This is a genomic window from Streptomyces sp. NBC_00872, from assembly GCF_045161915.1.
Lineage (GTDB): Bacteria > Actinomycetota > Actinomycetes > Streptomycetales > Streptomycetaceae > Streptomyces.
Map to the genome: position 1 here is coordinate 7,257,914 of NZ_CP108806.1, position 14,864 is coordinate 7,272,777.

11 protein-coding genes are annotated in these 14,864 nt (G+C 71.8%); 2 read left to right on the forward strand and 9 right to left on the reverse strand.

All coding sequences use genetic code 11. The features are described 5' to 3' along the window. Nucleotide 1 precedes the first annotated feature (1 nt). From uca to OG214_RS31045, 3 genes are read right to left on the reverse strand one after another with little or no spacing between them, the layout of a single operon-like run. On the reverse strand, nucleotides 2-3,775 hold the full coding sequence (gene uca / locus OG214_RS31035; RefSeq protein WP_405986581.1) for an urea carboxylase: 3,774 nt from the start codon (nucleotides 3,773-3,775) through the stop codon (nucleotides 2-4). Then, nucleotides 3,772-4,458, reverse strand: coding sequence for an urea amidolyase associated protein UAAP2 (locus tag OG214_RS31040; protein WP_405986582.1), 687 nt, complete (start codon nucleotides 4,456-4,458; stop codon nucleotides 3,772-3,774). The genes uca and OG214_RS31040 overlap by 4 nt, the downstream gene beginning before the upstream one ends. After that, a complete protein-coding gene (locus OG214_RS31045; RefSeq protein ID WP_363082667.1) occupies nucleotides 4,455-5,282 on the reverse strand; it encodes an urea amidolyase associated protein UAAP1 in 828 nt (275 codons plus the stop codon). The genes OG214_RS31040 and OG214_RS31045 overlap by 4 nt, the downstream gene beginning before the upstream one ends. Nucleotides 5,283-5,535: 253 nt before the next feature. On the opposite strand from OG214_RS31045, the gene OG214_RS31050 reads away from it, so the two are divergent. Then, a complete protein-coding gene (locus OG214_RS31050; RefSeq protein ID WP_405986583.1) occupies nucleotides 5,536-6,231 on the forward strand; it encodes a TetR/AcrR family transcriptional regulator in 696 nt (231 codons plus the stop codon). Nucleotides 6,232-6,340: 109 nt separating this feature from the next. Here OG214_RS31050 and OG214_RS31055 read toward each other — a convergent pair whose 3' ends face one another. The 6 genes from OG214_RS31055 to OG214_RS31080 all read right to left on the reverse strand — a co-directional run bounded on the left by OG214_RS31055 (nucleotide 6,341) and on the right by OG214_RS31080 (nucleotide 14,331). Next, on the reverse strand, nucleotides 6,341-7,390 hold the full coding sequence (locus OG214_RS31055; RefSeq protein WP_405986584.1) for an ADP-ribosylglycohydrolase family protein: 1,050 nt from the start codon (nucleotides 7,388-7,390) through the stop codon (nucleotides 6,341-6,343). 62 nt (nucleotides 7,391-7,452) lie between these two features. Then, complete coding sequence (locus tag OG214_RS31060) at nucleotides 7,453-8,760, reverse strand: metallophosphoesterase (protein WP_405986585.1); 1,308 nt, start codon at nucleotides 8,758-8,760, stop codon at nucleotides 7,453-7,455. A 57-nt stretch (nucleotides 8,761-8,817) separates the two neighbouring features. Then, on the reverse strand, nucleotides 8,818-9,507 hold the full coding sequence (locus tag OG214_RS31065) for a response regulator (protein ID WP_405986586.1): 690 nt from the start codon (nucleotides 9,505-9,507) through the stop codon (nucleotides 8,818-8,820). Continuing rightward, complete coding sequence (locus OG214_RS31070) at nucleotides 9,504-10,835, reverse strand: sensor histidine kinase (RefSeq protein WP_405986587.1); 1,332 nt, start codon at nucleotides 10,833-10,835, stop codon at nucleotides 9,504-9,506. Before OG214_RS31070 ends, OG214_RS31065 begins: the two co-directional genes overlap by 4 nt. 158 nt (nucleotides 10,836-10,993) lie before the next feature. Next, a complete protein-coding gene (locus OG214_RS31075) occupies nucleotides 10,994-13,228 on the reverse strand; it encodes an MMPL family transporter (RefSeq protein ID WP_405986588.1) in 2,235 nt (744 codons plus the stop codon). Nucleotides 13,229-13,446: 218 nt separating this feature from the next. Beyond that, nucleotides 13,447-14,331, reverse strand: a complete 885-nt coding sequence (locus OG214_RS31080; RefSeq protein ID WP_405986589.1) for an SDR family NAD(P)-dependent oxidoreductase — start codon at nucleotides 14,329-14,331, stop codon at nucleotides 13,447-13,449. A gap of 41 nt (nucleotides 14,332-14,372) precedes the next feature. Between OG214_RS31080 and OG214_RS31085 the strand changes: the two genes are divergently transcribed. Continuing rightward, nucleotides 14,373-14,822 carry a MarR family transcriptional regulator gene (locus tag OG214_RS31085; protein ID WP_363082658.1) on the forward strand — a complete coding sequence of 150 codons (450 nt, stop codon included), beginning with the start codon at nucleotides 14,373-14,375 and terminating at the stop codon, nucleotides 14,820-14,822. Nucleotides 14,823-14,864 lie beyond the last annotated feature (42 nt).

Below are 14,864 nucleotides of genomic sequence, written 5' to 3' on the forward strand. Positions count from 1 at the left end.
CTTACGCCGGGGACACGGACGGGGAAGCAGAGGAGGACACGGGAGAGGACATGGGCGGCGGCGCGGGAGACGGTGCGGGCGGTGGCACGGGTGACGACGCTGGGGACAGGATCAGCAGCGGGGTGCCCGCCTCCACCTGTGCGCCGGGGGAGGTCAGAATCTCCGTCACCACCCCGTCCGCCGGTGCCTGGACCCGGGACTCCATCTTCATCGCCTCCAGCGCGAGCAGCGGCTGCCCCGCGCGCACGGTCTCACCCGGGGCGACATCGATCCGCCACACCGAGGCGGCGAACTCGGCCTCCAGCAGCCGGGCGCCCGCCGGCACGGTGATCCCGGTGCGCGGGGGCGCGGGGACGGTCACCTCCTCCGCGCGGGCGAACTCCCCCGACGCCTCCCACGCGGCCCGCTCCACCGCGAACGCCGCCGCCTGGCGGGTCCGGAAGGCCTCGATCGAGTCCGCGTTCGCGGCCAGGAACCGTTCATGGTCCCGGATCGAGAAGGTCCCCTCCTCGATCCGCGGGACGAAGCGGCCCGCCGCCATGTCGGCCCGTAGCGCGAGGAGTTCGTCCGCGCCGACCGGATACCACTTGATCCGGTCGAAGAAGCGCAGCAGCCACGGCTCACCGGGACGGAACGCCCCGCGCTGCTGCCAGCCCGACCACACCTGGGTGGTACGGCCCACGAACTGATAGCCGCCGGGCCCCTCCATGCCGTAGACGCACAGATACGCGCCGCCGATCCCGACGGAGTTCTCGGCGGTCCAGGTGCGGGCCGGGTTGTACTTCGTGGTGACGAGCCGGTGCCGGGGGTCGAGCGGGGTGGCGACCGGCGCCCCCAGATACACATCGCCCAGGCCCAGCACGAGATACTCGGCGCCGAAGACCGTGCGGTAGACGTCCTCGGGCGAGTCCAGGCCGTTGATACGGCGGATGAACTCGATGTTCCACGGGCACCAGGGCGCGTCGTCCCGTACCCCCGCCATATAGCGGGCGATGGCCTCGCGGGTCGCCGGATCGTCCCATGACAGCGGCAGATGGACGGTACGGGACGGCACCACCAGCTCGTCCGTGGGCGGGAGTTCGTCCTCGATCCGGGTCAGTACGGCCAGCAGCGCCTCCTGGGAGAGCGCGTCCGGGTCAAGCTGGATCTGGAGGGAGCGGATGCCCGGGGTCAGATCGGTGACGCCGGGCAGACCCTCGGCCGTCACCGCTCCCGCGAGCGCGTGGACCCGCATCCGCAGGGCCAGGTCGAGCCGCATCTCGCCGTACTCGACCAGTACGTTGTCGTCCCCGCTTCTGCGGTAGGTGACTCCGGGGCGGCGGCCGAGGATGCCGCCGTCGCCGACGAGCGGCCGGTCCGGGGCGGGCGCGGCGGCGGGGGAGCGGCGCAGCCCGGCGGCGGCGCGGGTCGTGACGGGGACGAAACGGACCGTGTCGCCGGGGCGCAACTGGCCGAGTTTCCAGCGCTGGCCGACGACCACGGTCGCCGGGCAGACGAAACCGCCGAGCGAGGGGCCGTCGGGGCCGAGCAGTACGGGCATGTCCCCGGTGTAGTCGACGGCCCCGACCGCGTACGGCGTGTCATGGATGTTGGAGGGGTGAAGTCCCGCCTCGCCGCCGTCCGTACGGGCCCAGCGCGGTCTGGGACCGATCAGCCGTACGCCCGTGCGCGCCGAGTTGAAGTGCACCTTCCAGTCGGCGGCGTAGAACGCCCGGATGTCCTCCTCGGTGAAGAACTCCGGTGCCGCGTGCGGCCCTTCGGCCACACCGATCTCCCATCGGCCGGGGAAGCCGGGCCGCTCGGCGTGGGGGACGGGCGCTCCGGTACCGAAGGCCGTTCCGGTGCCGGCCGTTCCGGTGCCGAAAGCCGTTCCGGTGCCGAAGGCCGTTCCAGTGTGGGCCGTTCCGGTGTGCTCGCTGTTCGGGGCCGTTCCGGTGCGCCCGCCGCTGGAGGCCGTCGCGCCGTGCAGCACATCGCCCGTGCGCAGGGCCCGGCCGCCATGGCCGCCGAAGCGGCCCAGGGTGAAGGTGGCCGCGCTGCCCAGGAAGTCCGGGACGTCCAGACCGCCGCCCGCGAACAGGACATAGGTCCGCAGTCCCCGTCCGGCGGGGGCACCGATCGCGAGCGACGCCCCGGCGGGGACGGTCACGGGCTCCCACTGGGGGACCGGCGTACCGTCCACGGTCACCGGCGCGGGGGCCCCGGTGACACAGACCGTGGCGGCGGAGCCGAACCGGAGCGTGGGGCCCTGAAGTGTGCACTCCAGGCCGGGTGCGCCGGGGTCGTTGCCGAGCGCGCGGTTTCCCAGCCGGAACGAGAGGCTGTCCATCGGACCCGACGGCGGGACACCCACCTGCCAGTAGCCGGTGCGTCCCGGCCAGTCCTGCACGGTGGTCAGGGTGCCGCCCGAGGTCACCTCGATACGCGGTGTGGGATCGGTGACGGTCGCGAGCGTCGCCGTGGAGTGCGCGGCGGCGACGACGGCCGGATCGCGCAGAGCGGCGCGCACCAGCCCGAGATTGGTCTCGATACCGTCGATACGGGTGGAGTCGAGAGCGCGGTCCAGCGCGGCGAGCGCCGCCGCGCGGTCGGCGCCGTGTGCGACGACCTTGGCCAGCAGCGGATCGTACGCGGTGGTCACTTCCGTCCCCGTCTCGACCCAGGAGTCGACGCGTACGCCGTCCCGCTCCGGCGGAAAGGCGACACGGGTGAGGAGCCCGGCGCCGGGGCGGTGGTCCCGGCCGGGGTCCTCCGCGTACAGACGCGCCTCGACGGCGTGACCGCGCGGCGCGTCCGGCTCCCGTACGACGGCGGTCTCGCCCTGGGCCAGCCGCAGCATCCACTCCACGAGATCGACGCCATGGACCGCCTCGGTGACCGGATGCTCCACCTGGAGACGGGTGTTGACCTCCAGGAAGGACGCCTCCTCGCGGACGGGGTCGTAGACGAACTCGACCGTACCCGCGGAGCGGTAGTCGACCGACGCGCACAACTCCAGCGCCGAAGCCGTCAGTCGCCGTCGTACGGAGTCGGGGAGGCCGGGCGCGGGCGCCTCTTCGAGCACCTTCTGGTGACGGCGCTGGAGGGAGCAGTCACGGGTGCCGAAGGTGACGACCCTGCCCCGGCCGTCGCCGAAGACCTGTACCTCGACATGGCGCGCGTGTTCCACGAGGCGTTCCAGAAAAACTCCCGCGGAGGAGAACGAGGCTTCGGAGACGCGCCGAACCCCTTCCCAGGCGTCCATGAGCCCGGCGGCGTCGTACACCGCGCGCATACCGATCCCGCCACCGCCGCCGGTCGCCTTGAGCATCACGGGATAGCCGACGCGGTCCGCGGCGGCGAGCGCGGCGGCGAGATCGGGCAGCAGCCCGGAGCCGGGGGCGAGCGGGACGCCCGCGGCCTCCGCCGCCGCGCGCGCGGTGTGCTTGGCGCCGAAGAGGGCGAGCTGCGCGGGGGTCGGGCCGACGAAGGCGATACCCGCGTCCTCACAGCGCCGGGCGAAACCGGCGTCCTCGGAGAGAAAGCCGTAACCGGGGTGGATGGCGCCCGCTCCGGTGTCCTCGGCCGCCGCGAGCACCAGGCCGGGATCGAGATACGACTCCTTGGCGGGCGCGGGCCCGAGCCGTACGGCCTCGTCGGCGAGGCGCACATGGGGGGCCGGGCGGTCGGGGTCGGAGAAGACCGCGACCGTACGGAGTCCGAGCCTGCGGGCGGTACGGATGATCCGTACGGCGATCTCGCCCCGGTTGGCGACGAGGAGGGTGTCGAAGGTCATCCGCGGCTCCCGTCGGCGCCGGGTGCCGGGTCGGTGCCGGGTGGGGCGGGTGTGTGGGGTGGAGCGTCGGCGATCGTCGCTTCCACGGCGGTGGGGGCGAAGCCGTTGCAAGGGTTGTTGATCTGGGGGCAGTTGGAGATCAGGACCAGCACATCCGTCTCGGCGCGGAGCGTGACCCGCAGACCGGGCGCCGAGAGACCGTCGACGATGCCGAGCGTGCCGTCCCGCTCCACCGGCACGTTCATGTACCAGTTGATGTTGGACACGAGATCGCGCGGACCGAGGCCGTACCGTGCCCCCTCGATCAGGAAGTTGTCCATACAGGCGTGCTGCGACCAGGTGTGATGGCCGTAGCGCAGGGTGTTGGACTCCTTGGAGCAGGCGCCGCCCAGGGTGTCGTGCCGGCCGCAGGTGTCCTCGGTGACGGTCATCAGCGGGGTGTGCTCGTTCGACAGGAGCACACTGCCGGTGGTGAGGAACACACCGCCCTGGGCGTGGATCGTGTCGGGCGCGCTGTAGCGGACGGCGGTGTCATGGGCGTCGTACACCAGGAAGTCCACGGCCTGGTTGCCGTGCAGATCGGTCAGCGTGAGATACGCGCCCCGGGGGACGACGGCCGACCAGGGGGCGCGGGCGGGGATCACGACGGAGCCGGCCGGGACGGTCGCCGGGGCGGAGGTCATCGGGTCCCCCTCGTGGCGAGGTACTCGGCGGTGTTGAGGAAGGCGCGGCGGCCCTCGGGAGTGGCGTCCCAGAGCGGATCACCCGGTCCCGTCGGGGCGGCGATCCAGGCCAGTACCTCCAGCGGGGCGCAGACATAGCCGGGGCGCGGATCGAGCGGATGCGGCACATTCGCGATCAGTACGGTCAGATCCTGCTCGGCGCGCAGGGTCACCGAGCCGCCGGGGCCCGCCGAGCCCGTGAAATCCAGGGCGCCGTCCTCCCGTACCGTCACGCCCTGGAAGAACGAGACGGAGGGCGGCAGATCGCGCGGCTCCAGACCGTTCTTGAGGGCGGCGAGCTTGAACAGTTCGCGGCCGGCGGGGGAGGCGGAGTGCGGGGCGCCGTCACCATAGCGCGCGGTGTTCCTGGCGAGGGTCGAGGTGCCGCACAGGGCGTCGTGCCGGCCGTCGGCCGTGTCCTCGATGAGCGAGGCGAGGACACGCCCCTGGCCGGAGAGCAGAAGCTGTCCCGCGCGTGCGTAGGCGTTCCACTGCACCTTGACCGTGTCGGCCGTGTTGAGCCGCTCCCAGGGGCGGCCGTCCGCGTGGAGCAGCAGATGGGCGCAGGCGTCGCCGCGTGGATCGGTGAGCCGGATCTCGGTGCCGCGGGCCACGGCCCGGTGGGTGTAGCCGCCGCCGGCCACGGTCTCCGCCCAGACGAGATGCCCGGCCTGGCACGGGGGATCGGGCCAGTCGGTGGCGGGCACCACGGGCATGGTCTCGGCCTTGGCGCCCGCCTGCGCGCGGGCGTGGTCCCTGGCCCCGTATGTCGTCGCTGTCGCCATGGCTCGGCCTCCGTCTCCTCTGCTGCGGTCTGTGCGGTCGCTGTGGTCGCTGCGGCTTTCTTTGGCTGTCTGCGACTGTCTGCGGCTTTCGCCGTGCCGCCTCTGCCGGCCGCCCGTGTTGTTTCTGTCGACCGACAGAAATTAAGCGCGCGGCGAGTCCGTGCAATTGCCCGGCCATTGCACGGGAGTTACCGGATACTCACTCCGCCTGCGGCAAGATCGGGGCGGCCGGGCGTGTGCGACGATCGGTCGCATGGCCACGACGGGACGACGGGTGGGACGGCCGCGCGCGGCGCGCCGGCCGGACAGCGGGCTGTCCGCGAGGGACGAACTGCTGCGGGCGGCGGCCGAGTTGTTCACCACGCTCGGATACGCGGCCACCACCACACGGGTCGTCGCCGAGCGGGCGGGGATGCGCCAGGCCACGATGTACCACTACTTCGGCGGCAAGGAGGATCTCCTCGCCGAACTGCTCGAATCGACCGTGACGCCGTCGCTGATCCTGGCGCGGGAACTGCTCGCCGACGAGGAGCGGCCGGCCGGGACCAGGCTGTGGGAACTGTGCCGCTCGGACGTCGAGCTGCTCTGCGGGGGACCGCACAATCTGGGCGGGCTGTACCTGCTGCCCGAGGTGAGGGCGGAGCGCTTCGCGGGCTTCCACCATGTACGGGCGGAGCTGAAGGACGCGTACGGGAGGCTGCTCGCCGAGACCGGGCCGGGCGCCGAACTGGACAAGGCCGAACTGGCCCTCCGTACGGACCTGGTCTTCGGGCTGATCGAGGGCGTGATCCTGGTCCACCGGTCGGATCCGGAGCGCCCGGTGGCGGCGTTCGCGGAGGCGACGGCGGACGCGGCGCTGCGGATAGCGGGGTTGGCCGGCACGACGGGGACAGCGGGGACGTCGGGGACGCCGGGGATGGCGGGGACGCCGGGCACGGGACGGGACTGACTCAATCCGGCCCTGTCCGGTCGTCCGGCCAGGTCGTCCCGCCAGGCTTCGGCGCGGCCTCGTTCCGGCCTGGGCCGGGCGCGGTACAGGTGCGGTCCGGGTGTGGCGATCAGTCGCCGGACGGGGCAGGACCGGCGCCCGCGGTGGCCAGGGAGCGCGCCAGCGCGGTCAGTTCGGCCGTACGCAGCACCCGGCCGCCGTACCCCGGCAGCGGTACACACAGCGGCTCCGTCCACCGTTCCGGGATCGCCGTGATGCCATGCACCGCGCCCGCGAGCGCGCCGGTGACGGCCGCCACCGTGTCCGTGTCCCCGCCCAGGTCGATCGCCGCGCCGATCGACGCCTCGTACGAGTCCGTCGTACGCAGCGCCCAGAGCGCCGAGCCGAGACACGGCCACACCGCGCCGTTGAACTCCGTGGCCAGATCCGGGTGCCAGTCGGGCGCGAGTACGGCGGCCCAGCGCGCGCGGTGATCCTCGTGGACCTGGCCGAGGGCGTCCGGTACGGCCGTCAGCGGATCGCCGCCGTCGAGGGCCACCCGTACCAGCTCATGGAGGACGGCCGTGCCCTCCCAGGCGGCGCGGTCGCCGTGGGTGAGCGCGGCGATCCGGCGGGCGGCGGCCATGGTGGCCCGCCGCCCGGCCGGCGCGAAATACACGGCGGACGTCGCTGCGCGCATCAACGAGCCGTTGCCCGCCGCCCGTCCGGTCTGCTGGAAGTGCAGCGGCGCCGCCAGATCCCAGGGGTCACCGCTCGTCAGCACGGCCTCGGTCTGGAGCCCGATGTCCTTGGGATCGGCGGCCGCCCAGCGGCGGAACCGCTCGAAGACGTCCGGCAGATCGAGACCCCCGCGCTCCAGCAGGGATTCACCGACGAGGACCGCCATCTGGGTGTCGTCGGTCGCCTCGCCGGGATCCCAGCCGCCGCCTCCGCACATCTCGCCCGTCCCGTCGGGGAACCGTGTGGTGAAGACACCCGCGGGTCCGAACTCGAAGGGCGCGCCCAGCGCGTCGCCGACGGCCGAACCGACGATCGCTCCGACCGCGCGCGCCGTGTCGGCGGCGCGGCCTGCGTGGGCCGCGCGCGCCGTGCGGGCCTCTGGCGTCGTACTCGTCCGGGGGCCGTCCGTCCGGGGTCCGTCCGACCAAGGTCCGCTCATCCGCTCAGCGTAGAGCCCCGCCCTCGGGGCCCTGGCCGCGTCGCCTTCAAAGGGGAGGTTCGTCACAGCGCGTGAAGTTCGACCACCGTGATGTCGGGCGGTGCTCCTACGCGGATGGGCGGTACGGAGGCTCCGGCTCCCCGGGACACGTACAGCTGGGTTCCGTCGATGGTGGCCAGTCCCGCTGTCACCGGTTGGGAGAGCGGGACCAGGAGGTTCCCGGGGAAGAATCCGCCGCCGTGGGTGTGGCCGGACAGCTGGAGGTCCACTCCGTGGCGGGCGGCCTGGTGGACCTGGACGGGCTGGTGGGCCAGAAGGACAACGGGACGGGAGCGGTCCCTGTCTGCGAGGGCCCGGTGGTAGTCGGGACCGTCGTGCTCTCGTTCGCCTTCTACGTCCGTGACACCGGCGAGGTCGATGGCCCCGCCGCGGTGTTTGATCAGCGTTCGTGTGTTGCGCAGTGTTGTCACCCGGAAACCGGCGAGTGTCTCGATCCAGGCGTCGGCGTCATGGCGGTAGTCGTGGTTGCCTGTGACGAAGTAGGTGCCGTGCGCGGAGCTCAGCCGCGCCAGTGGTTCCGCGTGGGGGCCGAGATCCTCGGCTTCGCCGTCGGAGAGGTCCCCCACGATCGCGACCAGGTCGGGCGACGTGTCGTTGATCATGCGGACGATGCGCGAGGTGTGACCGCGGCCGAAGAAAGGGCCGAGGTGGAGGTCGCAGGCCATGGTGATGCGCATGCCGGTGAGGGAGGGATGGAGGCGGCGCAGTCCGATGCGTACGGTCTTGACGTCGGGTGGGCCCAGACCGCGGTGGAAACCGTAACCGGTGGTGGCGACGGCGGTGGTGGTGGCGAGCAGGGCCACCGAGCGGGCCAGCACCAGGCGTCGGTCGACCACCCACGGTCCGTCCGCCACGGAGTCCCGCCCCGGGGTTTCCGCTGTCGGCCGGCCGGTCCCGGTCCCGGGGCCTGTGTCGGGGCCTGTGTCGGTGTCGGTGCCGGTGGCCTTGCTCCGGTCGACGCCGGGGGAGGTGCCTGAGCCGGCTTTCGCACGCCGGGTGAGGGAACGTACGGCAAGGCGCCGCGGGATCTCCAGAACGGCCAGGGCCATCAGGAGATAGGCGGCGCAGGCCACCCAGGCGAACACGGGCCGGGCGAGCCAGCCGATCCTCGTGGGATCGGCGTACTCGGCGGCCAGAACGCCGGACGGGACCAGAACGGTGAGCGCCGCTGCCGTCGCCCGCCCGGCTCTTCGCAGCCGGGGAGAGACGGTGATGTCCCTGACCAGCCGGAGGTACAGGTACCGGTGGGCGGCAGCCGCGATGAGCAGGCTCGCTCCCGCGATGACGGCTTGCTGGGATGTGTCGCTCATGTCTTCTCGGTGAGTGTCCTGTGGTGGGGAGTGGTGGGCCCGTGCCGTGAGCGGGTCTCAGGTGGTGTGAGCGAGACCGACGTCGTAGGCGAAGATGACGGCCTGGACGCGGTCGCGGGCGTCGATCTTCGCGAGGACACGGCTGACGTGGGACTTGACGGTGGATTCGGCCAGTTGGAGATGTGCGGCGATCTCGGAGTTGGTCCTGCCCGCGGCGACGGCGGAGAGGACTTCGCGTTCGCGGTGGGTGAGGTCGGCGAGTCGGCGTCGCTGTTCGCGCGTGAGACCGAGGCGATCGGTGTGCCGCGGTGGGTTCAGGTCGGCGTGGCGTGCGGTGAACGCGTCGATGAGTCGGCGGGTGAGGCCGGGGGAGATGATGGAGTCCCCGGCGGCCACCGCCCGGATGCCGACGACGAGTTCTTCGGGGCGGGCGTCCTTGAGGAAGAAGCCGGCCGCTCCGGCGCGCAGCGCTTCGTAGGCGTATTCGTCGAGGTCGAAGGTGGTCAGGACCAGGACGCGGGAGCGGCCTCCCGAGCCGGCGATATGGCGGGTGGCCTCGATGCCGTTCATACCGGGCATACGGACGTCCATGAGGACGACATCGGGGCGGAGTTCGGCGGTCATACGCACGGCGTCGTGGCCTTGGGCGGCTTCGCCGACGACGGTCATGTCCGGCTGCGCTTCGAGGAGCATGCGAAAGCCCAGGCGTTGCAGTGTCTGGTCGTCGACGATGAGGACGGTGGTCATACGGGACGGTTCTCCGTGGCGGGGGCGGGGATGCCGCAGGACGGGGTGAGGACGGTGTGGACGCTCCAGCCGCCGCTCGTGGTGGGGCCCGCGGTGAGGCGCCCCTGGTAGAGGGCGGCGCGTTCGCGCATCCCGAGCAGGCCCTGTCCTCTGCCTCCGGCCTGGGGTTGCGGGGGTGAGGGGCGTGCGGGGCCGGAGTCCTCCACGGTGACCCGTACGGTGTCGGCGCGGATGGCCAGACTGATGGTGACCGTGGTGTCCGGCGCGGCGTGCTTGAGGGTGTTGGTGAGTGCTTCCTGGACGATGCGGTAGACGGTGAGCTGCAGTCCTGGAGTCAGCTCGGCCAGGTTTCCCTCGGTGTGCAGTGTGGCGGTGGGACCCGCGGCCCTGACGCGGTCCAGCAGGCCGTCGAGGTCGGCGAGCCCCGGCTGCGGGGCGAGCGGGGTGGCGTCGTCCTGTGGTGTGTGCTGGTCGTCCATGACGGTGAGCAGACGTCGTAGTTCGGCGAGCGCGTCGCGACCGCTGTCGGCGATGAGGCTCAATGTGCCGGCCGACCGCTCGGGCTGGGTCCTGGCCAGGGCGGCGGCGCCGTCGGCGAGCCCGACGATGACGGCGAGTGTGTGGCCGAGGATGTCGTGCATCTCGCGGGAGACGCGGGCGCGTTCCTGGGCGGCGGCCAGGCGTGTCTGCTGGTCGCGTTCGGTTTCCAGAGCGACGATGTATGCCTTTGCCAGGCGGCCGGTGAGGGCGAGTCCGGCGCATGCGGTGACGGCCAGCATCGCCAGCAGGGTCACCATCTCCGGCCGTTTGGCGTGCTGGAGATGGCCGCTGCCCCAGAAGACCGAGACCCAGGCGATGAGTTGGGCCGCGGTGATCGTGCAGGCGATGGTCAGTTGGCGGGGGGTGCCGTAGCGGCCGACGTTGTACAGCGCGACGATCCTCGCGGCGTCGGCACCGCTGAGGATGCTCAGCGGCAGTGCCGCTATCGAGGCGGCGGTGGTGACGGCGAACACGAGTCCGGGCCTGCGTTCGCGCCACAGCAGTGGAAGCGCCAACGTGAGGATGAGCGCGACCTCGGCCGGGAGGTGGCCGCGGTTGGCGGGGTTCAGGAGGGAAGGCAGACCGAGGGCGGCGCAGAAGGCCGGTACGGCCCACCGGCGGAGCTGGGGATGAGCCTGGTCTGTCATCCGCCAGGAGGCCAGCCCGCTGATGATCGAGACGGTGACCCGCTGCTCCGGATCGCTGGTCAGGGCTTGCGGAAGCCGGGAGGCGCGAGGGGCGGCGTTCCGCGGTGAGGCGGCTGTTCCCGGTGTGGTCGGTGTGGTCATCGTGGTGCCCTTCGACGTGCGGGCCGCGGGACCGCCCGCCGGCCTCGGGGGCGGGCCGGCGGGCGGAGTGGTGGGCCGTACGTGGACGGCGCGGGCGATGTCAGGCGTAGGTCCTGGGCCCTGTCCGGTCGAGCCCACGAAGATCGACCGGACGGGGCCTAGCGGGCCGGTGCGGATGCCGTCGGCTTGTGACTGCCGAGGGCGGCGGGGTGTACGGCCTCGCCGCGGGCCGCCAGGGCGTGGCGCAGTCTCTCCCCTTCGACGTCGACGTCGGGCAGGACGCGGTCGAGCCAGGCGGGCAGTGCCCAGGCGCGGTGGCCGAGCAGGGCCATCACGGCGGGGACGATGGTCATACGGACCACGAAGGCGTCGAAGAGGACAGCGGAAGCCAGACCCATGCCGATCGACTTGACCAGGGCGACATCGTCGAGGAGGAAGCCGGCGAAGACGGAGATCATGATGACGGCGGCGGCGGTGACCACACGGGCGCCGTGCCGGAACCCGCTGACGATCGCCTCGTCGGGGGTGGCGCCGTGGACGTATTCCTCCCGCATCCGGGAGACGAGGAAGACCTCGTAGTCCATGGCGAGACCGAAGACGACACCGATCAGCAGGATCGGCAGGAGGCTGACGACGGGGGCCGTCTCGTCGACGCCGAAGAGGTCCTTCAGCCAGCCCCACTGGAAGACGGCGACCAGGACGCCCAGGGTGGCGGTCACGCTGAGCAGGAACCCGAGAGCGGCCTTGAGCGGAACCAGGATCGACCGGAAGACCAGCAGCAGGAGAACCAGGGCCAGACCGACGACAATGCCCAGATAAGGCACCATCGCGTCGCCGAGCTTGTCGGACACGTCGATGTTGACGGCGGTCGTACCGGTCACCATCAGCCGCGCCCCGCTCTCCTCCTCCAGTGCGCCGCTGCGCTCGCGGATGTCCGCGACCAGGTCGACCGTGGCCTGGCTGGTGGGAGAACTGCCCGGTATCGCCGTGATCAGCGCGACGTCACCCGCCTGGTTGAAGACGGGAGGGCGGACGGCGGCGACATCGTCGAGCCGGCCCAGCAGGCCGGCCGTGTCCTGGGCCGCCCTCTTGGGGTCCTCGCTGGTGCGCGCGTCGACGACGACCGTCAGCGGACCGCTGAAACCCGGTCCGAATCCCTTGCTGAGCGTGTCGTAGGCCACGCGCTGGGTGCTGTGGGGAGAAGCCATGCTGTCGTCGGGCAGCGTCAGCCGCAGCGACAGGGCGGGGACCGACAGGATGCCCAGGCCGACCACCGAGGCGAGGAGCGTCTTCCAGGGGTGGCGGGTGACGAACCGGCCCCAGCGCACACCCGTCGTGGTACGCCGCCCGCGCTCCGCGTCACGCATCCGGCGGGTGATGAACCGGCCGCTCGCCAGGCGGGTGCCGGCGAAACCCAGCGTGGCCGGCAGCAGGGTCAGCGCGACCAGGACGGCGACGGTGACGGCGAAGGCGGCGGCCAGGCCCATGGTGGTCAGCATCTGGATACCGATGACGCTCAGACCCGCCAGCGCGATGATCACCGTGAGGCCGGCGAAGACCACCGCGGAGCCGGCGGTCCCCAGGGCACGCCCGGCGGCTTCCTCCGGCTCGTGTCCGTCCCGCAGTTCACCGCGGTAGCGGGAGACGATGAACAGGGCGTAGTCGATGGCCACGGCCAGACCCAGCATCAGCGCCAGGGTCTGGGCGTTGGAGGCCATGTCGACGAACGAGGACGCGATGGTGATGGCGCCCAGAGCGGCTCCGACGCCAAAGATCGCGGACAGCAGTGGCAGCCCCGCCGCGACCACCGACCCGAACGTGATCACCAGCGCGAACGCGGCGACGAGCAGGCCGATCAGCTCCGCCGCGCGGCTGCCTCCTTCGTCGAGTACGGCGTTGCCGCCCAGGCTGATCGCCAGTCCGGCCTCCTTGCCCTGCTCCGCGATGTCGCGCAGCGCTTCGGACGCGTCCGGGGTGATGTCCGCCTGCGGTACGCCGTAGGTGACCTGGGCGTAGGCGACCGTGCCCGACGCGCTGACCAGGCCGCTGGTGAAGGGGTCGGAGACACTCGCGACCTGCGGTGCCTTCTCCAGACCGGCGACCAGGGACTCGACCTCGGGCTTGAGGGCCGCGGAGGTGAGCTTCTGTCCGTCGGGCGCCTCGAAGACGACGCGGGCGGTGGCGCCGGAGGCGGACGCCTGGGGGAACTCCTTCTCCAGCAGGTCGATGGCCTGCTGGGACTGGGTGCCGGGGAGGGTGAAGTTGTCCGTTGTGGTGCCGGAGACGCTGCCCGCGCCCATGGTGACGGCCGCGAGCAGCGCGATCCATATCAGCACCACGAAACGGCGCCGCCGGAAGGCGAGCCGGCCCAGCCGGTAGAGAAAGGTGGCCACGAAAAGTACTCCCACCAGGAGAAGAAGGTCTTGCGATGTCTTGCGATACGGGGTCGGAAGAGACCCTGGGATCCAACGTAGAAAGCGGGTGCGGCCGTCGGGAGCTACCGGGGGACGCACTTCGGCGCGGGACCGGTACCGCGGTGCCGCCGGCCATCGGTACGGCGGTACCGGTGGTCCTCGTCCCAGGGGCTGACGAGCCCGGATCCGGGATGTGTCTACGGAGCGCCGAGGCTCGCGAGCAGTGCCAGCGTCTCCGCCCGCAACTCCCGCTGGACGTCCTCGTCGCGGCCGGGCCCGGGACACCGCAGCGGCGTGGCGTCGCGTACGGAGAAGTAGCCTCCGCTGGTGTGCGCGAAGGCCGGATCGGTCGCCAGGCGCACGATGATTCCGGCGCCTTTACGGGGGTCGCCGATCCGCAGGGCGTTCAGCACGCGCAGCAGTGGTCCGGACCCGGGCAGGTCACGCCCGAGACCGGTGGCGTTGAAGCCGGGATCGCAGCAGTTGACCGTCACCTTCGTGGCGTCCAGGCGCCGGGCGAGTTCCTGGGTCCACATGACGGTCATCAGTTTCGTCCGGCCGTAGAGGGCCATCGACTCGCGGCGTGTGTAGGGGTCGGTACGGCGCAGGTCCGGGCCCGGTGAGATGGTCCTGGCCTGCTGGGCGGCCTGGGAGGCGACGTTGACGACGCGGGCCGGGCCGGATGCCAGGAGCGTGTTCGTCAGCGTTTCGGTCAGTGTGAACGGGCCGAGGTAGTTGACCGCCGTCATCTCCGCGAGGCCTTCGGCGGTGGTGCGCTGGGAGAACGCGTGCAGGCCCGCGTTGTTGACCAGCACGTCCAGCCGGGGATATCGCGCGGCGATCTCCTCGCCCGCCCGGCGGGCCTGGGAGATGAGTCCCAGGTCCGCGTAGAAGATGTCGGCCTGCATGTCGGGGGAGGCCGCCCGCAGTTCGGTGAGGAGTGCCTCGGCCTTGGGCCGGGAGCGTGCCACCGCGCCGACGCGGTAGCCGCGGCGTGCGAGTTCCAGGGCGGTGATCCGGCCCAGCCCGGAGGTGGCGCCGGTGATCACGGCGACGGGACGGTCCATCACCACTCCATTCATGAGGTACCTCATCATCTCTGTGTGGGACGATACCCGACACCATGAGTGAGCGCGAAGTGATGCCCGGCACGGACGATCCCGAGCAGGTGGGACTGCATTTCCTGTCCGTCGCCTACCGGGTGCGGGAGAAAGTCGACCGGCACATGTCCACCGCGGGTCTCTCGCTGTCCCGCACCAAGGTCCTGCAACTGCTCGCCCGGCGCGGCGCGCTGCATCAGGCCGAGCTCGCCGAGGGCCTCGGCCAGGCGCCGCGCTCCGTCACCCAGACCGTGGAAGCCCTTGAACGGGCCGGCCTGGTCACCCGGGTCAACGACACCGGGGACCGCCGCCGTAAAACCGTTACGCTGACCGCCGCCGGACACACCGCGCTGTCAGCGGCGGAACAGGCCGGCCGGCAGATACTGCAGCAGCTCTTCGGCTCCCTCGACACATCCCAGCGGGCCCACCTCACCACACTGCTCACCCTCGTCGAAACGACGAGCGAGGTGTGAGGCCCGGTGCTTGGGCCCCTCATCGGCGGTCCGTGCGGCCAC